Origin of the sequence: Clostridium neuense, from assembly GCF_045310695.1 — a bacterium.
GTDB lineage: Bacteria > Bacillota > Clostridia > Clostridiales > Clostridiaceae > Clostridium_S > Clostridium_S neuense.
Genome location: NZ_JBJIAA010000002.1, coordinates 122467 through 147734, shown reverse-complemented (window position 1 = coordinate 147734; position 25268 = coordinate 122467). Strand labels below are relative to the sequence as shown.

At 30.7% G+C, this 25268-nt stretch carries 17 protein-coding genes and 1 other annotated feature; of the genes, 12 read left to right on the top strand and 5 right to left on the bottom strand.

What is annotated here, in order from left to right; all coding sequences use genetic code 11:
- Window positions 1–54 precede the first annotated feature (54 nt).
- Entirely contained in the window at window positions 55–774 is a 720-nt protein-coding gene (locus ACJDT4_RS03005; protein WP_406786047.1) for a hypothetical protein, read from the bottom strand.
- Window positions 775–1022: 248 nt separating this feature from the next.
- On the opposite strand from ACJDT4_RS03005, the gene ACJDT4_RS03000 reads away from it, so the two are divergent.
- The 4 genes from ACJDT4_RS03000 (at window position 1023) to ACJDT4_RS02985 (ending at window position 7421) form a co-directional block, all read left to right on the top strand.
- The gene (locus tag ACJDT4_RS03000; protein ID WP_406786046.1) at window positions 1023–1937 is read left to right on the top strand and encodes a polysaccharide deacetylase family protein; all 915 of its coding nucleotides are present in this window, start codon (window positions 1023–1025) and stop codon (window positions 1935–1937) included.
- Between the two features lie 21 nt (window positions 1938–1958).
- Window positions 1959–2735: an N-acetylmuramoyl-L-alanine amidase family protein gene (locus ACJDT4_RS02995; protein ID WP_406786045.1), complete on the top strand. Its 777-nt coding sequence runs from the start codon at window positions 1959–1961 to the stop codon at window positions 2733–2735.
- Window positions 2736–3792: 1057 nt separating this feature from the next.
- Window positions 3793–4028, top strand: a binding site (T-box leader).
- 49 nt (window positions 4029–4077) lie between these two features.
- On the top strand, window positions 4078–5739 hold the full coding sequence (gene gltX, locus ACJDT4_RS02990) for a glutamate--tRNA ligase (RefSeq protein ID WP_406786044.1): 1662 nt from the start codon (window positions 4078–4080) through the stop codon (window positions 5737–5739).
- Window positions 5740–5753: 14 nt separating this feature from the next.
- On the top strand, window positions 5754–7421 hold the full coding sequence (locus ACJDT4_RS02985; protein ID WP_406786043.1) for a glutamine--tRNA ligase/YqeY domain fusion protein: 1668 nt from the start codon (window positions 5754–5756) through the stop codon (window positions 7419–7421).
- Between the two features lie 321 nt (window positions 7422–7742).
- Here the strand turns inward: ACJDT4_RS02985 and ACJDT4_RS02980 are convergent, their stop codons facing one another.
- From ACJDT4_RS02980 to ACJDT4_RS02970, 3 genes are read right to left on the bottom strand one after another with little or no spacing between them, the layout of a single operon-like run.
- On the bottom strand, window positions 7743–9128 hold the full coding sequence (locus tag ACJDT4_RS02980; RefSeq protein ID WP_406786042.1) for an FAD-binding oxidoreductase: 1386 nt from the start codon (window positions 9126–9128) through the stop codon (window positions 7743–7745).
- 13 nt (window positions 9129–9141) lie between these two features.
- Window positions 9142–10350 carry an FAD-binding protein gene (locus ACJDT4_RS02975; protein ID WP_406786041.1) on the bottom strand — a complete coding sequence of 403 codons (1209 nt, stop codon included), beginning with the start codon at window positions 10348–10350 and terminating at the stop codon, window positions 9142–9144.
- A 14-nt stretch (window positions 10351–10364) separates the two neighbouring features.
- Window positions 10365–11153 (bottom strand): electron transfer flavoprotein subunit beta/FixA family protein, encoded by a 789-nt coding sequence (locus ACJDT4_RS02970; protein WP_406786040.1) that lies wholly within the window; start codon window positions 11151–11153, stop codon window positions 10365–10367.
- Window positions 11154–11561: 408 nt separating this feature from the next.
- Between ACJDT4_RS02970 and adhE the strand changes: the two genes are divergently transcribed.
- The 8 genes from adhE to ACJDT4_RS02930 all read left to right on the top strand — a co-directional run bounded on the left by adhE (window position 11562) and on the right by ACJDT4_RS02930 (window position 22631).
- Window positions 11562–14138 carry a bifunctional acetaldehyde-CoA/alcohol dehydrogenase gene (gene adhE / locus ACJDT4_RS02965; RefSeq protein WP_406786039.1) on the top strand — a complete coding sequence of 859 codons (2577 nt, stop codon included), beginning with the start codon at window positions 11562–11564 and terminating at the stop codon, window positions 14136–14138.
- A 187-nt stretch (window positions 14139–14325) separates the two neighbouring features.
- On the top strand, window positions 14326–15012 hold the full coding sequence (locus ACJDT4_RS02960) for an ABC transporter ATP-binding protein (protein ID WP_406786223.1): 687 nt from the start codon (window positions 14326–14328) through the stop codon (window positions 15010–15012).
- 17 nt (window positions 15013–15029) lie between these two features.
- On the top strand, window positions 15030–17507 hold the full coding sequence (locus ACJDT4_RS02955) for an ABC transporter permease (RefSeq protein ID WP_406786038.1): 2478 nt from the start codon (window positions 15030–15032) through the stop codon (window positions 17505–17507).
- A gap of 285 nt (window positions 17508–17792) precedes the next feature.
- Entirely contained in the window at window positions 17793–18485 is a 693-nt protein-coding gene (locus ACJDT4_RS02950; protein ID WP_406786037.1) for a response regulator transcription factor, read from the top strand.
- A 4-nt stretch (window positions 18486–18489) separates the two neighbouring features.
- Entirely contained in the window at window positions 18490–19728 is a 1239-nt protein-coding gene (locus ACJDT4_RS02945) for a HAMP domain-containing sensor histidine kinase (protein WP_406786036.1), read from the top strand.
- A gap of 124 nt (window positions 19729–19852) precedes the next feature.
- Complete coding sequence (locus ACJDT4_RS02940; RefSeq protein WP_406786035.1) at window positions 19853–20272, top strand: DUF3842 family protein; 420 nt, start codon at window positions 19853–19855, stop codon at window positions 20270–20272.
- 258 nt (window positions 20273–20530) lie between these two features.
- Window positions 20531–21070, top strand: coding sequence for an ECF transporter S component (locus tag ACJDT4_RS02935; protein WP_406786034.1), 540 nt, complete (start codon window positions 20531–20533; stop codon window positions 21068–21070).
- A gap of 106 nt (window positions 21071–21176) precedes the next feature.
- Window positions 21177–22631 carry a leucyl aminopeptidase gene (locus ACJDT4_RS02930; RefSeq protein WP_406786033.1) on the top strand — a complete coding sequence of 485 codons (1455 nt, stop codon included), beginning with the start codon at window positions 21177–21179 and terminating at the stop codon, window positions 22629–22631.
- A gap of 472 nt (window positions 22632–23103) precedes the next feature.
- Here ACJDT4_RS02930 and ACJDT4_RS02925 read toward each other — a convergent pair whose 3' ends face one another.
- Window positions 23104–25176: a glycosyltransferase gene (locus ACJDT4_RS02925; protein WP_406786032.1), complete on the bottom strand. Its 2073-nt coding sequence runs from the start codon at window positions 25174–25176 to the stop codon at window positions 23104–23106.
- Window positions 25177–25268 lie beyond the last annotated feature (92 nt).

The following is a 25268-nucleotide window of genomic DNA, read 5'->3' as shown; positions in this document are numbered from 1 at the left end:
TTTTTTTAACGCGACGAAGCATTGTTACTTCGCAATATTTATATATTTTTAGTGCTAATCAAGAGATTTTAGAACTTTAAACCTATTATTACATAAATCTATTCTAACCTTAGCATTGTCGAGAACATTTTTGGAAATATCATTTGACAATAAATACATAATGGCTATTAGTTTTTTATTATGTGAATAATCACCGTTTACAATTACGGATAAAATATATATATTATTTTGCTTATCTATTTTGGTGGAAATCTGCGAAGTATTATCAAAGAAACCTTCAGATTCCAAGTAGTCACCTACCTTTTTTGCTTCTGAATTTGTTATATTATCGGTATAGTAGAGCTCATTTTTATTATATTTAATGGAATTGTCAGGAATAAAATCACAATATATCATTGCAGCGATAATTAGTCCTGTAATTATTAAACAAATAGTTATTGGTAAAAAATAAGAGGCTCTTTTCCCACCATTTTGGATATGTTCAATATATAGTTTTTGTTGAGTGCGCATGAAATATATTCCGAGAGCAATATTAACACTAAGAAATAGAGTTTTAGCTATGCTTTTGGGAATTATAATACATAAAGTAAAAATAGCTATAAAAGCAATAATTGTTGCTAATAGGTATGTCCATCTGTTTTTTTTATTTCCACAGCGACCATAATTTAATGCATACATAATTCCAGCAGGTAGAAATGAAAAAAACATAGAAAATATAATGAACGATTTAGGATTCCATAATTTTTTTTGGGGTAATATATTAGATTCTGACATAAAAAACCTCCGTTGTATTATTTTAATTTTAATTTTAATTATACCATAAAATTGATTAAAATGTATTTTATTTATGGAAAAGCCTAAAAGATAGTTCCTATGAATGGAATTTTTATGAGTTTTTTATGTAGAGAGTCGTATATGGAAAAATATTCCTATATGTAACTAATTGGTAACCATTTGGTAACAATTGAGAGATTATTAAGGTATATAATATCAATAGTTGCTATATATTTGGAGGGATTAAATTGCTTAAAAAAAGTATAATTTTATGTACAGCCCTGGCTTTACTGTTGTCAGGCTGTGAAGGAACAAGTAAGAATGTATTGCAGAGCAACAAAAAGACAACTGCTTCTGCAAACAAAAATGTAAAAAAAACTCCTGCTAATAAAAAAGCAGTGGAGAAAAAGAACGTTGAAGCTGAAGTACCAAAGCCATTTACACCATTAATATTGCCTAATACTTCATCACTTAGTACTAAAGCTATATTTTGGTCATGGCTCTATTCTTCAAGGGACAATGCGGCATTATTATCTAAGTATAAAGGATATGGTTTTGGAGATACTTCGAAAAAAGTTATTTATCTTACCTTTGATGAAGGATATGAAAATGGATATACTTCCAGCATTTTAGATACTCTAAAGGCAAATGATGTACATGCTACATTTTTTGTAACAAAGCCTTATGTTACAGGAAGTTTTAAAGGTGTTCCAGATTCTCAATTATTAAAAAGGATGTGTAAGGAGGGACATATTATAGGAAATCATTCTGTACATCATAAATCAATGCCTAAATTTACAAATGAAAGTGCCTTTGATGCTGAAATTACTGGAGTACAACAAGCAGTAGACAGCATCCCAGGTTGCAAAATGTCAAAATATTTTAGACCACCAGAGGGAACTTTTAGTGAGCTGTCACTTTATTATACTCAAAAGCTAGGTTATAGATCTATATTTTTTGCTCTTGCACATGAGGATTACAATCCAGATAAACAGCCAGATCCAGAAGCAGCCAAGAAAATGCTTTTGAAAAATACTCGTAATGGTATGATCTGCTTGCTTCATGCATTGTCTAAAACTAATGCTAATATACTGGATAGCTTGATTAAAGAATGGAAGAGCAGGGGATATGAATTTAAAACTTTAAATGACCTCCCAAATTAACGAAGGTAGGAGAGTGTTTCAATGGAAAGATGGCAGGATATGCACAAAACCAGAATTGGAAAATTAGCTTTTAGTTTGTTGGTGGTTTTTATATTTTCACTATTAAGTACTAGTAAGGTAGTTAATTTATTTGCTAGCAAAGGTTCGGTTAGAGTAAATAATAAAATTCACAAGGTTATTAAGCTTAATAAAAATTCAGTATTAGCTCAAACGCCAAAACGTAATTTTGTCGTTTGTATTGATCCAGGGCATGGTGCATATGATAAGGGAGCTAGAGGTATCAATGGCATATGTGAAAAAGATGTAACCCTTAAAGTAGGACTTAAAGTTGGACAAGCTTTAGAGAAAAATAATATAAAGGTTGTATATACTCGTAAAGATGATAAGACAGTTTTAGGTTCAAATGAAATACAGGATTTGCAAAAGAGAGTCCAGATATCAGCTTCTAGTAAGGCAGATGTTTTTATTTCTATTCATTGTAATCAGTTTAAAAATTCTTCAGTTAGAGGAATAGAATTATGGTGTAATTATCCTAATACAAAGGATGAGGAACTAGCTAAGAAAATTGAAGATGGACTATATAATCTAAAATATACTCAAAAGCGCAACATGAAGTATAGAAGCAATTCCTCATTGTATGTTCTTAAAAACAATAAAGCTATATCTACATTAGTAGAGCTTGGGTATTTAAGTAATCCTAGCGATTGCAAGTTTTTAGCATCAGATAGTGGACAAGCTCAATGCGCAAATGCAATAGTAAATGCTATTTTAGATTTTAAAAAAGGGAATGCGAAGTAATAATGCTTCGTCGCATTAAAAAAATCCTATAAATCTAAGGTGAAAAAATTATAAATACTAAGATATTTCAATAACTCGCTGAAAGAATGCTCAGACAATTGAAATATCTAAGTATTTTATAATTTTTCCACCAAGATTTATTAGGATTTTTTTAAACTGTTCCTTCAGCATTATTACTTCGCTTATACGGTAGTGCAAGGAAAAAATTCCTCCGTGCCTACGGAATTTTGGGCGTGAATTTTTATAGTGCATTATTTTATAGGATTTGAGAGTAACTCGCATGTGCTCAGACAGATTGGATTTTCTAAGACTTTTACAATTTCTCATCTAAGATTTATAAAGCTTTATTTAAACCGTTCCTTCATCAATATTACTTCACTCCCACAGTGGTGCAAGGAAAAAATTCCTCCGTGCCTACGGAATTTTAGGTGGGGTGTTTATATGGTTAGGAATTTTTAATGGAATATGCAAAAATATTGTTAATCTTCAATGGTTAATAACATTTTTGTATATTTTTATATATGATTTTTTTACCAAGATTTATTAGGATTTTTTTAAACTGTTCCTTCAGCATTATTACTTCGCTTCTGTGGTAGTGCAATGTGGATTTACCTTTCATTTCTCTCAGGTAAATCTTAGAACTTATTAGTATCAGCTGCACTGAATATTATGTTCTAAGCCATGCGCAAGCATTAAGTTTAAGATTTTTGAAAGCGTAGCGGAAAAAAATCATCCTTCACTGTCATCTGCCAATTGTACTCTGTACTCTAAGCCGAATCCTAGTTTGTCAGGATAAACTTGTAAATAGTAATTTCTATATTCAATGGTGTCTACATATAGAAGTGTATTTTGTAGATTAAAAATATTAATTTGTGATATAATAGGGTTATTATTATGAGTACAGTATTTACAATAATTAGCCCTATATGTATAATAGTAATAAAGATAAAACAATTGAAACTTGAAAATTAATTTGTATCAAAATACCATCTCTTGGCCATTATGATGCAAAGTGATTTCCATAGTTGAAACGGTTTGTTTATAAAGAAGAACATTTGCAATTGCGTTGAAGGAGAAGAGTATATAGAGGTTGATTTTTAGCGAGCTTGGGATGGTGGAAGCCGAGTATTTGATTCTATAGAAACAGGCTCTGGAGCATAAACTGAAAGCATTTTGTAGCTTAAAAAGTGCGTAGTAAGTTTAGGGTATTTTCCCCGTATAGAAATAACGAGTGGATTAAGTTTTTACTTAATCAATTTAGGTGGTAACGCGGAATTAACTTTCGTCCTATATTTATTAGGATGGAAGTTTTTTATATTTTACATTTTTGGGAGGAGTTAAAATGAGTTTGGAGAAACTAGCTAATATAATATTTCCGGATATTAAAAATACACCAAAGTATTATATTGAGAAGTATGCAAAAAGAAAATTAAGAGATGGTGCAAAGGTTACTAGATACGCGCCATCACCAACAGGTTTTCAGCATATTGGAGGTGTATTTGCAGCTTTAGTTAATGAAAGGCTAGCAAGTCAAAGTGGTGGTGTTTTTTATTTAAGAATAGAGGATACAGATCAAAAAAGAGAAGTTGAAGGTGCAATTGAAGACACAATTCAAACAATGCATAACTTTGGAATGGATTTTAATGAAGGAATGACAGGAAAGGAAACCTCTAAGGGTGAATATGGTCCATATAGGCAAAGTCAAAGAGCGGAAATATACAATACCTTTGCTAAGGATCTTGTTATTAAAGGTCTCGCTTATCCTTGTTTCTGTACTGCTGAAGAATTATCAGCCTTAAGAGAAAAACAAACAGCTGAAAAAACAACACCAGGATATTATGGTGAATATGCTAAGTGTAGAAATCTAACTCCAGAAGAAGCTATAGCAAAAATTGAGGCAGGAGAAGAGTATATATTAAGGTTAAAGTCACAAGGAAACACAGAAACTAGAGTTGAGTTCCATGACTTAATAAAGGGAGATATATCTTTTCCGGAAAATAATCAGGATATTGTGCTAATAAAAGGAGATGGCTTGCCAACATACCATTTTGCACATGCTATAGATGATGCATTAATGGGAACAACTCATGTTATAAGAGGAGAAGAATGGTTATCATCTTTACCTATACATGTTGAATTATTTAAGCTATTAGGATTTGAAAGACCTCAGTATGCACATATTCCAACAATAATGAAGAATGACAATGGTTCAAAGAGAAAGTTGTCAAAGAGAAAAGATGCAGAAGCTGCTGTTTCTTATTATAAGGAAGTTGGATATCCGGCTGTTTCAGTTATTGAGTATTTACTAAACATTATAAATTCAAGTTTTGAGGGCTGGAGAGAAGAAAACCCAACTTTAGATTATCATGAATTTCCTGTACACTTGGATAAAATGAGTAAATCTGGAGCTTTGTTTGATATAGTGAAATTAAGCGATATAAGTAAAAATGTTATTTCAAAAATGAAAGCAGATGTGGTTTATGACAACTATATAACTTGGGCAAAAGAGTTTGACGAGGAAATGTATAAGCTCGTTACTGCTAATGAAAAAATATCTAAAGAAATATTTAATATAGATAAAGAAGGTCCAAAGCCAAGAAAAGATTTTGCTAAATGGGATGAAGTAAAAGATAAAATTTTCTACTTCTTTGATGAATTATTTTATAAAGAAACAGCTGATCAGATTCAATTGCCAAAGACATTAACACTAGAGGCAGCAAAAGAAGTTATAAAAGTGTATATGGATAAATATAATGCTGATGCTTCAAGTCAAGAGGAATGGTTTGAAGATTTAAAAGCAATTGGTTTAGAATTAGGCTACTGTGGAAACAAAAAAGAATATAAAGCAAATCCAGATAAATATAAAGGTATGATTTCTGATGTTGCAGGCTCAGTAAGAGTAGCTTTATCACATAGAAGCAATACACCTGATATTTATACTATTATGAGTATTTTGGGTAAGGATAAAGTAAAAGAAAGATTTGAAAAATTTTTATTAATATAAGGTGAGGTAATATTATGTCTGATGAAAATATTAAGTCAAATTTTATAAGAAATATAATTATTGAAGATTTAGAATCTGGAAAATGTAAAAAGGTAGTAACGCGTTTTCCACCAGAACCAAATGGATATTTACATATAGGTCATGCAAAGTCAATAATTTTAAATTCTGGGCTCGCAGAAGAGTTTAAAGGAAAATTTAATTTAAGATTTGATGATACAAACCCTGCTAAAGAAGATACTGAATACGTTGAATCTATTAAAGAAGATGTTAAATGGCTTGGTGGTAAATGGGATGATATATTCTTTGCATCAAATTATTTTGATACAATGTATGAAAAGGCAGTTCTTTTAATAAAGAAAGGTTTAGCTTATGTTTGTGATTTATCTCCAGAACAAATAAGAGAATATAGAGGAACTTTAACTGAGCCAGGAAAGGAAAGTCCATACAGGAACAGAACTGTTGAAGAAAATCTTGACTTATTTGAAAGAATGAGAAAAGGCGAATTTAAAGATGGGGAAAAAGTTTTAAGAGCTAAAATGGATATGGCTTCTCCTAATATAACTATGAGAGACCCTATATTATATAGAATTGATCATGCAGAGCATCACAACACAAAAAATAAATGGTGCATATACCCAATGTATGATTTTGCTCACCCATTAGAAGATGCTATTGAAGGAATAACTCACTCCATATGTACATTAGAATTTGAAGATCATAGACCTTTATATGATTGGGTTGTAAAAGAATGTGAAATGGAAAATGTACCAAGGCAATATGAATTTGCAAGATTAAACATGACAAATACTGTAATGAGTAAAAGAAAATTAAAGCAGTTAGTTGATGAAAAAATAGTTGATGGTTGGGATGACCCAAGAATGCCTACTATATCAGGGTTAAGAAGAAAGGGATATACACCAGAAGCTATAAGAAAATTCTGCAATGAAATTGGAGTTTCAAAAGCTAACTCAATAGTAGATTCTCAAATGTTAGATTACTTTGTAAGAGAAGATTTACAATTAAAAGCTCCAGCAGCAATGGCTGTTATGAGACCTATAAAATTAGTTATTACAAATTATCCAGAAGGACAAACAGAAATGCTTGAAATAGAGAATAATGCTAACGATGAAAGCCAAGGTAAGAGACTTGTACCATTTTCAAGAGAATTATATATAGAAAAAGAAGATTTCATGGAAGTTCCAGTTAAGAAATATTTCAGATTATTTCCTGGAAATGAAGTAAGATTAAAGGGTGGATATTTTGTTAAATGCACAGATTGTGTAAAAAATGAAAAAGGTGAAGTTGTAGAGGTACACGGTACTTATGATCCAGAAACAAAATCAGGTTCTGGCTTTAAAGGAAGAAAAGTAAAAGCAACTATTCATTGGGTAGAGGCGAAAACAGCAAAAGCAGTAGAGTTTAGATTATTTGAACCTCTAATACTAGATGATATAGAAGAAAATGCAGGAAAGAACTTTTTAGAGCAAATAAATCCTAAATCTATGGAAGTATTACAAGGCTTTGTTGAGCCAGTAGCTATAAAAAATGCAAAGGTTCAAGATAGATTCCAATTTATTAGAAATGGATTTTTTACAGTAGATTCAAAATATACTACTGATGAAAAATTAGTATTTAATAGAATAGTACCACTTAAAAGCTCATTTAAGATGCAGAATAAATAAATTACTTGAGAATTTATTTATATAGTGAAACTTGGAAGGTTGAAATTGATAATACCAAGGTTATCTTAATAAACTGAAACTTAGTGAAGTAATATTGACCTGGGATATTAAATAAAGCTTTATAAATCTTAGATTTATAAAGCTTTATTTAAACCATTTGAGCAATAGCGAGTTATTGAAATATTTTAGTATTTTGTAATTTTTGAACCTTAGATTTATAGAATTTATTATTGAAAGTACTTTTATCTAGTTCAAGAATCACATGGGCTAAACGCCCAAACCCCTATCGGTTTATGTGACGAAGCATTGTTACTTCATCTTTTATTCACATACCTTTTGTGGATTTAATATATTTTTAGGATCAAAGGCTTTTTTAATATTTTTCATAAGTGAAATGTATTCTTCTCCATATTGGTTAAATAAATATTTCTTTTTAGCAAAACCTATTCCATGTTCTCCTGATACAAGACCATTTAGTCCCATGGATTTGCTGTACATAGATTTGAATATTTCTTCAAGCTTGTTATTCCATTCTTCCTTATTTAAATCATCTTTAAGAATATAAACATGCAAATTTCCATCGCCAGCGTGTCCAAAGCTTCTTATCCTTATATTAAATTTATTTTGAAGCTCATTTGTATATTTTATAAATTCAGCAACTTTATTTCTTGGAACAACAACATCACACTCATCCATTTCAGTAGTAGAAGCTTTAACTGCTTCAAGAAAGGCTCCTCTGGCATTCCAAACAGCTTCTTTTCTTTCATCTGTGTCAACTATATAAACGTCAAGTGCTCCTTCATTAAGGCAAATTTCAGCAACCTTTCCATAGTCCTTTTCAACATCTTCCTTGCTGTTGCCATCAAAGCTTAAAAGTAAATATGCATCGGCACTGTTATCAGGAAACTTCTTACCTAAGTATTCTTCTGCTGAAAGAATTACTTCTCTTTGCATAAACTCTATTGCTGTAGGTATTGCTTTTGATTTTATAATTTTAGGGACAGTACTTATAGCTGTGTCAAGATCCTTAAAAGGCACTAAAAGGCTTATGGTCTTTTTAGGAAGAGGCAAAAGTTTTAAAATTGCTTTTGTTATTATAGCAAGAGTTCCTTCTGAGCCGCATATTAAATCCTTTATGCTGTAACCTGAACTATTTTTAACTACCTTTCCTCCAAGATTTAGAACCTCACCATTAGGAAGTACAACTTCAAGTCCTCTTACATAATCCCTTGTGACCCCATATTTTACGGCTCTCATGCCTCCAGCATTTGTGCTTATGTTTCCTCCTATGGTTGCAGATTTTTCACCTGGATCTGGTGGGTAAAAAAGATCATGAGCTTCTACAAATTTTCCTATCTCCATTAAAAGAACTCCTGGTTCAACGGTAAGCGTTAAATTTTCCTCATCTAATTCAAGAATTTTATTCATGCTGCTCATATTGAGCATTATTCCGCCAAGCATTGGTACAGAGGCTCCAACAAGTCCTGTTCCTGAGCCCCTTGGAACTACTGGTATACCTTTTTCATAGGCATATTTCATGACCTTTGATATTTCTTCTGTATTTTGAACCTCTAGAAGCACCTCAGGCATTTTGCTTACTCCACCAAGCTCATCATGACTGAAATCCTCATTTATTTCGTCTCCGGTAAGTACTCTATCTTCTCCTAAAAGTGATTTGAAATATTTTATATCCTCTAAATTAACCATAAAGCTTCCCCTCCTAAACGGCTGATTTTATTTTTTTATTTTCTTTTATTTCTTCAATGAGTTTTGGAACAATTTCATATAAATCTCCCACAATTCCATAATGACTTGCATTAAATATAGGTGCTTTTTCATCTTTATTTATTGCAAATATATATTCACTGCTGTTCATGCCAGCTGTAAATTGAACTGCTCCTGAAACTCCCAGTACTATTATGAGCTTAGGCTTTACAGTTCTTCCACTTAAACCTATTTGAGTCTTAGCGTCTATCCAGCCTGCTTCAACAAGAGGCCTTGTTCCTGCAACTCTTGCATTTAATAGATTAGCTAATTCGTACACCATGTCCATATCTTTTTTAGTCTTGATTCCTCTTCCAACAGCAATTATTACCTCTGCATCAGATATACTGTTTTCTGGAAGCTTTTTAGTTATTTTTAAAACCTTTATGTTAGAAGTGAGTTTTGACTTATCTAAACTGCATAATGTAATTTTTCCACTTTTATCCTTCTGTCTTTTTGGTGCACTCATAACTTTATATCTAACCGTAGCCATTTGAGGTCTGTTATTTGGATTTATAATTTGAGCCATTATATTTCCACCAAAGGCTGGCCTTATTTGAACTAAATCTGTATTCTCTTTCATATCAAGTATAGTGCAATCTGCTGTAAGTCCTGTTTTAAATCTTGCTGCAACTCTTGGTGCAAGGGATCTTCCAACGGTTGTGGCACCAACAAGTATTGCAGTTGGCTTTATTTGGTTTACTAAATCTTCAAAGGCAGCAGTATAAGGTTCAATTGTAAAATCACGAAGTTCTTCACTATCATATACAAAAACTTCATCAACACCATAATGAAGAAGTTCTTCAGCTTTTTCTTTTATATTGTGTCCAATGAAAATTGCATAAACGGGATGATTTATTTTTGAAGCAAGCTCCCTGGCTTTACCTATAAGCTCGTAGGTTACAGGATGTATATTTCCTTCAACATGATCTACATATACTAAAATTCCTTTCCAAAGGCTTTTGTCAATAGCTTTTACCTCTTCTTCTACAAACTGCATTACTCCTTTAGGACCTTTTCTAACACACATTTTGCAAAGTTTACAGCCTGCATTTATTTCAATTTTACCATCATGATTTTCTATAGCATTAAATGGACATATATTAACAAGTTCATTTATATTATCCTTTGTAATTTTGTCTTGATTAACAACTAACTTTCCCATATCAATTCCCTCCATTAAACATATTTTAATTGTTTAAGCTTATTGAATATTTTGTCTGATATTTCTTCACTGCTTCCTGTCCAAGTTTCTCTGTCGTTATTTACTGAAGGCGGAAATATTCTTTCAACCTGTGTTGCTGAACCATTAAGTCCATAATTATTTTCATTTTTATCTTCAAAATCATTAAGACAAATAGTTTTAATTTCTCTATCATTAGTTTCAAGCTTTTTCTTATAAGATGGAAGTCTTGGCTGAAATATATCTTTATCTATGGTAAGGAGACACGGGTAAGAAACTTTATTAAGCTCTATAGTATTTGGCATATCCATTTCAACCGTTATTTCTTCTTGACTTGCTTCTTCTATTTTTATTACATTTGCAATGTGCGGTATTTTTAAATATTCTGCTATTTCAGGTCCAACTTCAGCGGTATCTCCATCTGTAGTTTGCTTTCCGCAAAGGATTAAATCAAATTTACCCATTTTTCTGATACCTTGAGAAATTGTGTAAGCTGTAGCAAGTACGTCTGCACCAGCAAACTTTCTATCTGATATAAGAGCTCCTCTATCTACACCCATCATGTATGCTTCTTTAACAATTTCCTTTGCCTGCGGTGGCCCCATGGTGATTACGCTTACATTACCACCGATTTTTTCTTTTAATCTAAGTGCTGTTTCAAGAGCATAAAGATCATAAGGATTCATTTTAGAATCTATACCATCTCTTTTTAAAACTCCTGTTTTTTCATCTACTTCGACTTTGCTAGTTCCAGGAACTTGCTTAATACATACTAATATCTCCATTTTAATTCCTCCCCATTTTTTAAAATTGGTATATTGGTATGACCAATTTTAAGTAAATTATAACACATAAAAAAAGAATATTCTATAAAATTCCAAAAATTAAAAAATCTTTTTAACTGCATTAGTATAAATATTAAAAAAAATTGTTAAATGTTTGACAATAATAAAATGATGATATATACTAGCGTTATAAAAAGTAAACGTGTTATATAACAGCTTTGAATTAAAGATTAGCGCGTAGAACATTGATATATCAATAGTTAACCATATTTACATCATAGAGTATAACAATAGTTTATTTCTCAATTTATAAAATGCTAAGATGTGATATATAACACATTTGATTTTTTTTACAATAGTTTGTTAAATATTAAACCATTTTTTAATTTTATAAAAGAGGTGTGTATTATGAAAGTCACAAATTCAAAAGAGCTAAAACAAATGCTAAATCAATTAAGAGAAGCTCAAAAAAAATTTGCAACATATACTCAAGAACAAGTTGATGAAATTTTCAAACAATGCGCTATAGCTGCCGCTAAGGAAAGAATAAGTTTGTCTAAGTTAGCAGTAGAAGAAACAGGAATAGGTCTTGTAGAAGATAAAATTATAAAAAATCATTTTGCAGCAGAATATATATATAATAAATATAAAAACGAAAAAACCTGTGGAGTAATAGAACACGATGAAGCATTAGGCATATCAAAAGTTGCAGAACCAATTGGAGTTATTGCCGCTATAATACCTACTACAAATCCAACTTCTACAACAATCTTTAAATCACTAATTTCTTTAAAAACAAGAAATGCAATTTTCTTTTCACCTCATCCTCGTGCAAAAAAGTCAACTATTACTGCTGCAAAATTAATTTTAGACGCAGCTGTTAAAGCCGGAGCACCTGAAGATATAATAGGATGGATAGATGAACCTTCAATAGAACTTTCACAAGAATTAATGAGTGAGGCTGATATAGTTTTGGCAACAGGAGGTCCTTCAATGGTTAAAGCCGCCTATTCATCAGGTAAACCTGCAATTGGCGTTGGAGCTGGAAATACCCCGGCAATAATTGATGAAAGTGCAGATATCAATATGGCTGTAAGCTCTATAATTTTATCCAAAACCTATGATAATGGTGTAATATGTGCTTCTGAGCAAGCTGTATTAGTTCTAAATTCAATATATGAAAAGGTCAAAGAAGAATTTATAAAGCGAGGAGCCTATATACTTAATAAAGATGAAATAATGAAAGTAAAAGAAACTATGTTTAAGAATGGAAATATTAATGCCGGTATAGTGGGAAAATCAGCTTATTTAATTGCTAAAATGGCAGGAATAGAAGTACCACAAACTACAAGAGTATTAATAGGTGAAGTTCAATCTGTTGAAAGAGATGAGTTATTTTCACACGAAAAATTATCACCAGTATTGGCAATGTATAAAGTTAAAGATTTTGACGAAGCTCTTGAAAAAGCAGAAAGACTTGCCTATTTAGGTGGAAATGGCCATACTTCTTCTTTATTTATAGACTCTGAAAATAATAAAGAAAAGGTTGAAAAATTTGGACTTGCAATGAAAACTTCAAGAACCTTTATCAATATGCCTTCTTCACAAGGGGCAAGTGGAGATTTTTACAATTTTGCTATAGCACCTTCCTTTACCTTAGGATGTGGTACCTGGGGTGGAAATTCTATATCAGAGAATGTAACACCTAGGCATTTATTAAATATTAAAAGTGTTGCTGAAAGAAGGGAAAATATGCTTTGGTTCAAAGTACCTAAAAAAATATATTTTAAATATGGCTGTCTCGGATTTGCATTAAAAGAATTAAAAGATATGAATATAAAAAGAGCATTTATAGTAACAGATAAAGATCTTTTTAAACTTGGATATGTTAATAAAATCACAAAGGTATTAGATGAAGTAGATATTAAATATGATATATATTCAGATATAAAATCTGATCCAAGTATTAGTTCTGTAAAAGATGGTGCAAAAAAAATGCTAAGCTTTGACCCAGATGCTATAATATCCATTGGCGGCGGTTCTGCAATGGATGCAGCAAAAATAATGCACTTACTATATGAATATCCAGAAGCAGAAATTGAAAATTTAGCTATAAGATTTTTAGATATAAGAAAAAGAATATGTGATTTTCCGAAGCTAGGTAAAAAGGCAATTTCAGTAGCGATACCTACAACTGCCGGTACTGGATCTGAAGTAACACCATTTGCAGTTATAACTGATGATAACACGGGAATGAAATATCCTTTAACTTCTTATGAATTAACACCTACTATGGCTATAATAGACACTGAATTAATGATGAACATGCCTAGAGGATTAACTGCTGCAACAGGAATAGATGCTTTAGTTCATGCTATAGAAGCATACGTTTCAACCATGGCTACTGATTATACTGATGCACTGTCTTTAAGAGCTATAAAAATGATATTTAAATACTTGCCTATAGCCTATAAAAACGGCAAAATAGATGCTGAAGCTAGAGAAAAAATGGCACATGCATCCAATATTGCAGGAATTGCTTTTGGAAATGCTTTCCTTGGCATATGTCACTCTATGGCTCATAAACTTGGAGCAATGCATCACGTTGCTCACGGAGTTGCTTGTGCAGTCTTAATTGAAGAAGTTATTAAATTCAATGCAACAGATTGCCCAACAAAGCAAGCAGCATTTCCTCAATATAAGTATCCTAATGCAAAGGAAAAATATGCCGAAATTGCAGATTACTTAAATTTAAAAGGTAGCAATGATGATGAGAAAGTTGAAGCATTAGTAAAAGCCATTTCAGATTTAAAGAAGGAAATAAATATTCCTAAAAATATAAGTGCAATTGGGATTGATAAAAAAGACTTCTATCTAACATTAGACAAAATGTCTGAACTTGCTTATGATGATCAGTGTACAGCAGCAAATCCTAGATATCCTCTTATAAGTGAACTTAAAGATATATATATAAAATCATTCTAAGAACTATAAATTTATAATATCAATAAAAAAAGTTATCTTACTAATTAGTAAGATAACTTTTTTTATTGTAAGCCTCAAGTCATGGAGATAAAAGCATTTGCCATATATAATAGAATTAAAGAAAAACACAATGGCTTATAAAGTGACAGTTCTTGATGTAGATTTGAGGAAGGTGGAGAGAGTAAAAATGGAGATTTTAAAGGTGGAAAATTTAAGCAAGATTTACGGAAAAGGTTCAAATAAAGTAGAAGCACTTAAAAATGTTAATTTATCTGTTAATAAAGGTGAGTTTGTAGCAATTGTTGGTGCATCGGGTTCAGGAAAAAGCACACTTTTACATTTACTTGGTGGACTTGATAGACCAAGCAGCGGTAAGGTTATTATTGACGGAGAAGATATTTATAAATATAAGGAAGAAAGATTAGCTATTTTTAGAAGAAGAAAGATAGGCTTTATATTTCAATTTTTTAATCTTATACCAGTTTTAGACGTGGAAGAAAATATAGCACTTCCAGCTTTAATGGATAATGAGAAGGTAGATAAGGTGTATCTGGAAGAAATTATCGAGGTGCTTGGACTAAAAGAAAGAAGAACTCATTTACCATCAGAGCTTTCAGGAGGACAGCAGCAGCGAGTATCTATAGGGAGGGCACTTTTAAATAAGCCTTCAATAATATTTGCCGATGAACCTACAGGGAATTTGGACAGCAAGAATTCAAAAGAAGTAATAGAATTACTTAAGTTTACAGCAAAAAAATATAATCAAACTTTAATTTTAATTACTCATGATGTAAACATAGCAGCTTTAGCGGATAGAATTGTTACTATTCAAGATGGACAAATAATATCAGATGAATGTCTAAAGAATAATTAGTAAGGAGGCTTAGAGTGATGATTAGTAGTTATAGACAGCTTACCGGGAAATATCTAAAGGCTAATAAAAAAAGAAGTGTACTTACTATTATTGGAATAGTATTATCTGTGGCTTTAATTTCTGCTATTGGCTTTTTTTTAAAGGGAGTACAACAGGCAGAAATAGAAAGTTTTCAAAGTCAATATGGCTCGTGGCATGTAGCGTATCAAAAAGTAGATAAAAATTTATTATCTAAGATAAAAAGCAATCCTAAAGTTTCTATGAGTGGACTTTTACAAGATGAAAAGGAGATTAAGCTGCAAAAAGGGGTTTCTATTGCACCACAAATTGTATCAGATGACGCTTTAGAACTTTTACCTTATAAATTAAAAAGTGGAAGGTTTCCAAATAATAAAAATGAAGTTGTATTAGAAAAATGGGTTTTAAAGTATGTAAAAAAGGGTGCTAAAGTTGGAGATATATTAGAAATAGGCGGTAAAAAGTATAAATTAGTTGGAATTTTGCAAGATGGTATTCAAAGTCAAAGTACAAATAAGGGAATAATGTTTTCTAAAAGTAATAATATAGCTATAAGCAGAGCAACACTTATTGTAAAGATAAGCTCAAAGGTTAATTTAAAAAAGGCAGTTAGTGAATTAAAAAGCTTAGGAGCTAATAATAAGGCTTCAGATAACACATATGTTGTAGATTTACAAGGTGGAGGAAATGATTCTAGCACTAAAAGTATGTATGCTATTGTAGGAGTAATTATTGGTATAGTAGTAATTGCAACTGCTGCCGTAATATATAACTCATTTCAGATAAGCGTTGTGGAAAGGATAAAGCAATTTGGTTTACTTCGAGCTGTGGGTATGACACCAAGACAGCTTAGAAATATGGTTTTACGAGAAGCTTCCATTTTAGCTGTAATTTCTATACCAATTGGATTAATATGCGGAATTATAGCCATTAATTTAATTGGCTTTGCATTTAAAATAATAGGTGGAGATAGTCTTATATTAATGAAGATTTCTATAGCTCCATCAGTAATTTTAATAAGTGCAGTAGTAGGAATTATATCTGTTTACTTATCAGCAGTGCTTCCAGCGTATTTTGCGGGAAAAATTTCACCACTGGTAGCTATAAGCAGCAGAGCATCCATAACGAAAGAAAAGATAAAAAGAAGGAAAGGCACAATATTAAAAAAGCTTTTTGGATTTGAAGGTAATTTAGCATCGAAAAATATTAGAAGGAACAAGAAACGATATAGAATAACTGTATTTTCTATAATAATAAGTGTAGTTTTGTTCGTAACCTTTAAATCTTTTATGGATATGGCTTTAAATTTAAATGGAACCTCAAATGAATTAGACAAAATGCATTTTACAGTTCAAGGAGATGATAAAGATCCTAAAGCAAACTGTATAGCTGATAACATAATAAATTCTATTAATAGCTTAGGTGTTGTGAAAGAAACATATAAGATGTATAATCCAGTAGTTTTCAAGGAATATTTAGATACAAGCAGTGAAATTAGTGATGTCAAAAATCTGGGAAAATTTTATGGAAGAGAGGAGCTAAATGGTCAAGAAAAAACCATGTTTGATCAAGGTTCTGTATTTGCATATGATGATAATTCTCTGAAGTCCTCAGAAGCTTACTTAGATAAAGGAAAAATTGATGCGGAAAAATTAAATAAGGAAAATGGAGTTATTGTTATAAATAAGAATATAATATTGAATCAAAAAACCAAGAAAAAATACAAAGGGAAGGTTTTAGATATTAAACCTGGAGATGAGATTGACTTAAAATATATAAATAATGGGAAGGACATTGAGCCAGCAAAAAAAGTCAAAGTAATTGCAGTTTTAAATGATGATCCATTTGAACCTAATTTTGCTCCTAGAGGAATAAAACTTATAACAACTAAAAAGGTAATGGAAAATTTAACGGGCATGAAGGATATTAAACCGAATGCCATAAACATTCAATTAAAGGATGAAAAATTTGAAGAAAAAGCAAAAAGCCAAATTGAAACTGCAATAGAAAGTAATCCTAATTTAAAAGTCTTAGATATCATAGATGTTAATAGGGAAATAAAGTCTGGTTCATTAATGATTGAAATATTAGTGTATGGTTTTGTAATTGTAGTATCTTTAATAGGAAGTGTAAATATAGTAAACACACTGACTACAAATATTATTTTAAGAAAAAGAGAGTTTGCAGCTTTAAAGGCTATAGGTTTTACGCAAAAGGGGCTTAAGAAAATGATTGTGCTAGAAGGAGTTTTATATGGAATAGTTGGTACTATATATGGCTGTATAATAGCTTGCATTTTGTCATATCTTCTTTACTTAGGTATAAGCGGAATACAGGAAATTCAGTGGAATATACCTTGGACAGCAATGGGAATAGCTGGAATAGCAGCAATAGTGATAGGATATTTGTCTGTGCTTTCGCCTCTTTCCAGAATAAATAAAGAAAATATAATAGAGACAATAAGAGAAGACAGCTAAATGGTAGGGAGCATTTCATTATGGATAATAGATGGAATGCTTCTTTGTGTTATAATTTATATAGGATTTTATGGAAGAGTAGAGAGTAGAGTGAATGTGGATTTACCTTTTGCTTCTCTCAGGTAAATCTTAGAATTTATATATTGTCAGCTTCACTGAGCATCACATGTGGTGCGATTGTATAAGCATAAGTTTAAGATTTTTCGAAGCGATAGCGGAGAAAAATCAACCATCACTCTACTCTTTACTCTCTACTCTGATCTAATGATTAAAGGGGGGGCTAAAATGTATAAAATACTTTTAATAGAAGATGATGAGTCTCTTGCAATGGGAATTGAGTTTACTCTTGAGGAAGAAGGCTACAAGGTTTTTACAGCAGGAACTTTAGAGAATGGTAAAAGAATATTTGAAGGCGAGGCCTTGGATTTAATTATCTTGGATGTAAACCTGCCAGATGGCAGTGGATATGACTTATGTAAATATATAAGAACAAAAAGCGAGGTCCCAGTAATGTTTCTTACTGCACTAGATGAAGAGGTTAATATAGTCCTTGGGCTTGAAATAGGCGGCGATGATTATATGACTAAACCCTTTGGGGTAAGAGAATTCTTATCTAGAATAAAAGTATTAATAAGAAGAAATAACAAGAAAAGTGATAGCGGCAGTATTGTAAGTGGTAATATAAAAGTAGATACATCTACAGCAGTTGTTATGAAGGATGGAAATAAAGTTTCACTTACATCACAGGAATATAAATTGCTTTTAATATTTATGAATAATTCAAATACACTTCTTAAAAGAAGTCAAATACTTAAAGAACTTACAGAGGATGAGGAAGTTTTTTTTGACGAAAATACGCTTTCTGTTTATATTAGGAGAATTAGAGAAAAGATAGAAGAAAGCGATAAAGAACCTCAATATATAATAACTAAAAGAGGCCTTGGATATATGTGGAATAAACCTGTCTTTAAGGAGTGATAAAATGGGGAAATATTTTATAAATCCAGAATTGAAGAAGAGTTCAGCTATCCTTCTTTTTATAAATTTTATATTTTTGCTAATTACCTTGATAATGATAAAAGTAAACAATAATAACTTAAAGCTAGGGTACATAAAAAGTATTGGAACTATAACTGAAAAAATCAATGAAAAGAATCCAGAGTTGTTGCAATATGTAATTCCGTCAGTAACAAAAAAAGGGAAAACTCGAGAGTCAGAAGAGGGAATAAAAATTCTTAAGGAATATGGACTTACTGTCGATTTGGAAGATAAACTTTTTCCTTATGTTAATGAGTCTATTATAAATAATAATTATTACATTATCACCCTGTTTTTAATTATGTCAGCTATACTTTTTATAATTAACTATTTTGAACATATATATTTTTATAAAAGAATGCGAAAAATTTCCAAGGCAGCGAAAATGGTAGTAGAAGGTAAATATGACACGTTAATAGATGAAGATAGGGAGGGAGACTTTTCAAAACTGTCAAATTCATTTAATTCTATGAGAGGAATAATAAGAAACAATATAGATTCTTTAAATAAAGAAAAACAGTTTTTAATTAATTTGCTATCGGATATATCTCACCAGTTAAAAACTCCGCTATCATCAATGATTTTATATAATGATATTTTACTTACAAAAGAACTTTCAAAAGAAAAAAGGCAGTTATTTTTAGAAAATAACAAGAAACAGCTTTATAGGATGGATTGGCTTATAAAAAGTATACTAAAGCTCGCGAGGCTGGATGCTAGAGCAATAGAATTCTTAAAAAATGATATAAGTTTAAATGAGACTGTGGAAAATTCTATTAATGCACTTAAAGAAAAAGCTAATGAAGCCGGAATTTTTGTAATGTTAAAGAAGTCTGATGATGTGAAATTTAAGCATGATAGAAGATGGATGGAGGAGGCATTTATTAACATAATAAAAAATGCTATAGAACATACTAAAGCTGGAGGAAAAGTAGAAGTTGAATTGATAGAAAATCCTATTTATGTAAGAATACAAATATTTGATACAGGCGAGGGAATAAGCAAAGCTGACTTGCCTAATATATTTAAAAGATTTTATAAAGCAAAAAATTCAAGCAGCGATTCTGTAGGTATAGGCTTAGCACTTTCTAAGTCTATAATAGAAGCACATAATGGAATTATAGAAGCACAAAGTAAAATAGGATATGGAACTAAATTTATTATTACTTTTCTTAAATATTAGTGTGTGTTTTTATTTAAAAATAAAATGATACAAGGCGTATTTTGGAAAAGGGGCTTGACTTTGAGCCAGCTATAGGGTATATAATTGATTTCAAAATATAATTATACGTTTTGTGGAGGTAAAAATGAGAATTGCTGTAATAGATGGACAAGGTGGAGGAATTGGAAAGGCTATAGTTGAAAGATTTAGGAAGGAATTTAAAGATAAAATTGATATAGTAGCATTAGGAACTAATTCACTTGCAACATCATTAATGTTGAAGGCTGGAGCGGATGAAGGAGCAACAGGAGAAAATGCGATTATTTATAATTCTTATAAGGTTGAAATTATATTAGGACCAATAGGTATAATTTGTGCTAATTCATTACTAGGTGAATTGACACCTAATATGGCTAAGGCTATAGCAGAAAGTTCAGCTCAAAAGGTTCTTATTCCTATGAATAAATGCCATATAATGGTTGCTGGAATTGAAAATGGGTCTCTTCAGAATTATATTGAAGCTGCAGTGAAAATAGTTAAGACAAGAATAAATGAAGCGTTATGATTGAATTTTTACATTCCTTGATATTTCCATGATATTGTGATAACATGTTAAAATAATCTTAAGCATGAAGCTTAAAGTATGAAGGTATTATAGCTAAAAAACCTAAAAGTTTAAAATAGTCAATGTTATAATTTTACAAGTGATTTATCTATAGAAAAATAATGAAATATTAAAATATAACCACGAAGGTTATCCGTAAGCATTAATAATGATTGCGGTTAATTTTTGTGGTTTTTTATTTTTAAGGAGGAATTTTTTATGAAACAAAAGTTAAATTTACAGCAGTTAGTTAGAGCAGCTTTGCTTATTGCAATTGGAATTATATTGCCACAGGTATTTCATAGTGTTAAAGATGCAGGTTCTATACTTTTACCAATGCATATACCAGTTTTGATCGGTGGCTTTATATTAAATCCTTATTATGCATTATGCGTAGGTATAATAACACCAATATTGAGTTTACTTTTTACGGGTATGCCTAATTTTCCTTATATATATGTGATGATGTTAGAATTAGCTAGTTATGCTTTATTTATTTCTTTATTATATAACAAGGTTAAGCTAGGCTTATATCCTTCGTTAATAGGAGGAATGATAGTAGGAAGAATTATGAGTATCATCGGAAATTATTTTATATTACATATATTGATGAGTGCACCCTTCAATATTTCGGTTGTAGCAGCTGGTTTATTTATAAAAGGAATACCTGGTATTGTAATTCAGATTGTTTTAATTCCCTTGATTGTTTATGCACTTAAAAGAAATTTAAATATTATGGTTAATACTAATGGGAAATAAAAGTTTTTGATAATTATTATTGCATTTTGGATTATTAGGAAAATATTTATATTATTTGTGGTAAAATATATTTAACAAAAATATGGTTTTAGAAAGGGGAAAACATATGAAATTTGGAATTAATACTATTCAAATTGAAGCTGCAGATGCAGTTATAATTCCTGTAATGCACAAAGAATTTGAGAAAATAGAAGGATTTGAAAATACAATTAAACATTTATTTGATACAGAAAAGTTTAAAGCTGAATGTGGAGAAATATTTGTGCTATCTTCTTTGAAAAATGATAATTATCAAAATATAGTATTTGTAGGTATTGGCAAAGAGAAAGAAGTATCAGGTGAAAAAATAAGAAATGCTTTTTCAAAGGCAATTAAAAAATGCAGAGAACTTAAAGTGGAAAAAGTATTTGTAAATAATATTGAAATTGAAGGCTTGAATTGTAATCAAGTTATAAATGCCATGGTAGAGGGAATTGGCTTTGGAGATTACAAATTCGACAAGTATAAAACAGATAAAAAAGAGCAAAAGGATATAGAAATTTCTATAGGAAATGTGCCTTCGGAAAAAGATGTTAAAGAGTATGTTAGTGAGGCTGTTACTTTGGTTCAAGCAACCTTGTTTGCCAGAGATCTTGTAAATGAACCAGCTAACGTTATGACACCAAAAGCACTTGCAAAGGCAGCTAGTAATGCTGGTAAAGAGTGCGGTTTTAAAGTAGAAGTTTTTGATAAAGCTCAAATTAAAGAACTTAATATGAAGGCTTTTTTATCAGTAACCGCTGGTTCAGAAAACCCTCCAAGACTTATAGTGATGAAATATTTTGGAGACAAGGATAGCAAAGAAATATTGGGTTTGGTAGGAAAAGGGCTCACTTATGATTCAGGTGGATACTCCATAAAAACTAACAGTGGAATGGTAACCATGAAATCCGATATGGGTGGTGGTGCTGCAGTTATAGGTGCTATAAGTGCAATAGCTAAAAGAAAGCTTAAAGTAAATGTTGTTGCAGTAGTCGCAGCTTGCGAAAATCTTATTTCTGGAGGAGCCTATAAACCAGGAGATATTATTGGCTCTATGGCTGGAAAAACTATTGAAGTTTTGAGTACTGATGCAGAAGGAAGACTTACTCTTGCAGATGCCGTTTATTATGCTGTTTCAAAAGAAAATGTTACTAGGGTTGTAGATATTGCAACACTTACAGGGGCAGCCTTAACCGCCTTAGGTATAACTACTACAGCTGTTGTTGCTAATGATAAGAATTTTTATAGTGAGCTTGAAAAGGCATCTTTTAAATCTGGAGAAAAAATGTGGCAGCTTCCAGCCTTTGATGAATATAAGAAGCTTATAAAGTCTGATATAGCTGACCTTAAAAATACAGGAGGAAAATTTGCAGGAACAATAACAGCAGGTTTATTTATAGGAGAATTTGCTCAGAAAAAGCCATGGCTCCACCTTGATATAGCAGGAACAGCCTGGAGAGACAATGAAGATGGTTACTACTCAAAGGGTGGAACTGGTGCAGGAGTTAGAACGCTTTATTATTTAGCTAAAAATGAATAATTGTAATTTGAGCTGTAGAACTAATCTATGGCTCTTTTTTTATAATAAGTTGTTTCGGTAGATAACGTTTTTCAAAAGTCCAGACAAATAAAGGAGATTATATGTTTTTTTATAATTATATCATTGAGAGGGAGAAAAATGCTTGATATTAAAATGTGAAAACAAAAAATAGTTAGATGTTAACGGAAAAACTTGATATAAATGCTCATGTGAATTATAAAAAATATGTAGATAGCATAGCCATCAATCTAAGAAAAACAAAATGTATGCATATATGATATGATTTTAGAAAAAAGTCTAATAAGAAAGTATGTTTAAAATACCATTATACATACAAAAATTCGTTTCGTTATGCATAATCCAATGGTAAAGATTTATGTCTAACTGATTTATTTTATGAGCAATTTGATTATTAAAACCATACAAACTTTTTATAGCAATATAATTTTTTTATAAGTATTTTTTAACTCTTTTATATGGTTGGAATAATATTCAACTTTAGTAATGGAGAGGTTTCATCCAAAATAAAAATAATTTGTTCTGGATTACAAAAATGTTTGCTTATTAAATAATCATAAAATACCTGCTTAGTTACGATTACTTTTCCAAAGCAAGGTGAAGAAATTACCCTCTTTAATAAATTGTCTACTTGAGCATTATTCAAGCAAAAAGTACCTGGATATAATGTAAATATAAAAGGTATACTTCTTTCTTCTGCTAGTGCTACAAATAAAATAGCATTTTCCGAGAAGGCAAAGTAAAGAAGTTTACAGTTTATATTATTAAAGCTAGAGAATCTTTCAAGCTTACCTCTTGTTTTGGGAAATCTTCTTTTAAAGCTAATTATTAATTCCTCGAGAGTTTCATTACCTAGTAAGTGGATATTGCTTCCTGTTGATAACACTTTCATTGAATTAAAGTGTTCAAGATAGCTAAGGAACTCTTGATATCTAAGACCACTTAAAGGATGTGGAAAGACATCATCGATAATGACTAAATCATAGTTCTCCAAATATCTATTATCAATTTTTTGTGTCATTAAATTACGAAGGTTAGTAAATTCTTCATCATAGGTGTAATTTAAAAATTGATTGTAATCGTCAATAAATGCCATAGTTTTTTTCTTCGCTTTATATCCGTCCATTCCTGTCCAGATACCGTGAATATTTTTCCTATAAATAGTCATTGCATTCCTTATGTTACCTATATCTCCAATTTGTGAATAAAAAATATTTATCATCCAATCGCCAACAAACATTTCAAAAAGTTTGTCAGGAAGTTTATCAAAGTATTTGCTGTAATAAAAACAACAGGATAAGTTTCCTATTATGTTAATACTTGCTATATCGTGTGTAGTGAAAATATTACCTTTAAGCTGCTGTTGTAAGTTAGAAAGGATATATTTGTTTTCAAAATCCATTATTATAATATTATCAAAGGACATAGAGCATTCAGGATGGTTTTCCATGAATTCTATGTGGGTTTGTAGCTTTGCTTCATTAGTCCAGAAATCATCACCGTCTATTAAAGCAGTATACTTACTTTTACTGCAAGCTCTTATTAACCGTTTTAAATTTTTTACCATGCCTAAGTTTTTTTTACTTCTTAAGTATTCAAAGGATATATTTTGACTAGTTGGGGTATTCTTAATGTAGTTATCTATAATTTGAGCTGTTCTATCAGTAGAGTTATCTTCACAAATAATAATTTTTAAGTTGAAATTGCCTTTTTGAGCTATTATTGAATTGAGGCATTGCACTATATATTGTTCATGATTATATGCAAGTACGCCTACGTTAACATTAATTTTTTCCTCTTCTCTATTATTCTCTATCTCAAGTAGTCTTAAGTATAAATTTTGTAATTTTTGTGACATAGATTTTGCAGCATCTAAATTTTTTTGAGTTTTAATTTTTTTTATCAATATGCCGAAACCTTCTGTTTCAAATAATACTATACAATCTTTTTTACATTGATTATAGCCGTAATTTACAGAGGGCCAATTTATACAATTAAATACGATAATCCCACCGTCTCTTAAGAAAGGGGTGTAATTATTAATATCTGCCTGTACTTCTTTACGATCATGATTACCATCGATGTAAAGCATATCTATTCCTACATTTCTGAAATATGGAGCAGCTTCGGTTGATGTTCTTCTAATAATTTCAACAATACCAGAAAGTTCAAATGCATTGATATTATTTAATACCTGTGCATATATGGCTTCAAAATTAATATTATTTAAAAAGTTGTTTATTTGTTTTTTTAAGTTTTCATCTAAATCATATTCTTTTGCATAATTAACACTGTAAGGATCAATTCCATAAGCTTTACCTTTATTATCTTTAAATGCCTGTGCGACAGAAAATAAGCTTCTACCTTTATACACACCAATTTCAACGTAATTTTTAAGATTAAAGTAACATGCTAAATATGCCATTAAGTAGCAGTTTGATAATGGTAAACCACCACAAAAATCAAATAAAAGAGGATTACTTTGAATATTTTTAATTCTTTTGAATAGGGTATCGTCTAACTGCATTATATATCAACTCCTACTTTTTAGAGGATTTACTACAGTATCTATAATATGTTGATTTAATTTAAAATTCTACTAAGTGTTATATTTTTAGT

What these genes read in the sequence shown, in the direction of transcription:
- ACJDT4_RS02975 (WP_406786041.1), bottom strand. Translation starts at nt 10,350, where the DNA reads ATGGGAAAGTTAGTTGTTAATCAAGACAAAATTACAAAGGATAATATA.
- ACJDT4_RS02980 (WP_406786042.1), bottom strand. Translation starts at nt 9,128, where the DNA reads ATGGTTAATTTAGAGGATATAAAATATTTCAAATCACTTTTAGGAGAA.
- ACJDT4_RS02950 (WP_406786037.1), top strand. Translation starts at nt 17,793, where the DNA reads ATGTATAAAATACTTTTAATAGAAGATGATGAGTCTCTTGCAATGGGA.
- ACJDT4_RS02930 (WP_406786033.1), top strand. Translation starts at nt 21,177, where the DNA reads ATGAAATTTGGAATTAATACTATTCAAATTGAAGCTGCAGATGCAGTT.
- adhE (WP_406786039.1), top strand. Translation starts at nt 11,562, where the DNA reads ATGAAAGTCACAAATTCAAAAGAGCTAAAACAAATGCTAAATCAATTA.
- ACJDT4_RS02935 (WP_406786034.1), top strand. Translation starts at nt 20,531, where the DNA reads ATGAAACAAAAGTTAAATTTACAGCAGTTAGTTAGAGCAGCTTTGCTT.
- ACJDT4_RS02940 (WP_406786035.1), top strand. Translation starts at nt 19,853, where the DNA reads ATGAGAATTGCTGTAATAGATGGACAAGGTGGAGGAATTGGAAAGGCT.
- ACJDT4_RS02925 (WP_406786032.1), bottom strand. Translation starts at nt 25,176, where the DNA reads ATGCAGTTAGACGATACCCTATTCAAAAGAATTAAAAATATTCAAAGT.
- gltX (WP_406786044.1), top strand. Translation starts at nt 4,078, where the DNA reads ATGAGTTTGGAGAAACTAGCTAATATAATATTTCCGGATATTAAAAAT.
- ACJDT4_RS02955 (WP_406786038.1), top strand. Translation starts at nt 15,030, where the DNA reads ATGATTAGTAGTTATAGACAGCTTACCGGGAAATATCTAAAGGCTAAT.
- ACJDT4_RS02995 (WP_406786045.1), top strand. Translation starts at nt 1,959, where the DNA reads ATGGAAAGATGGCAGGATATGCACAAAACCAGAATTGGAAAATTAGCT.
- ACJDT4_RS02985 (WP_406786043.1), top strand. Translation starts at nt 5,754, where the DNA reads ATGTCTGATGAAAATATTAAGTCAAATTTTATAAGAAATATAATTATT.
- ACJDT4_RS02945 (WP_406786036.1), top strand. Translation starts at nt 18,490, where the DNA reads ATGGGGAAATATTTTATAAATCCAGAATTGAAGAAGAGTTCAGCTATC.
- ACJDT4_RS02960 (WP_406786223.1), top strand. Translation starts at nt 14,326, where the DNA reads ATGGAGATTTTAAAGGTGGAAAATTTAAGCAAGATTTACGGAAAAGGT.
- ACJDT4_RS02970 (WP_406786040.1), bottom strand. Translation starts at nt 11,153, where the DNA reads ATGGAGATATTAGTATGTATTAAGCAAGTTCCTGGAACTAGCAAAGTC.
- ACJDT4_RS03005 (WP_406786047.1), bottom strand. Translation starts at nt 774, where the DNA reads ATGTCAGAATCTAATATATTACCCCAAAAAAAATTATGGAATCCTAAA.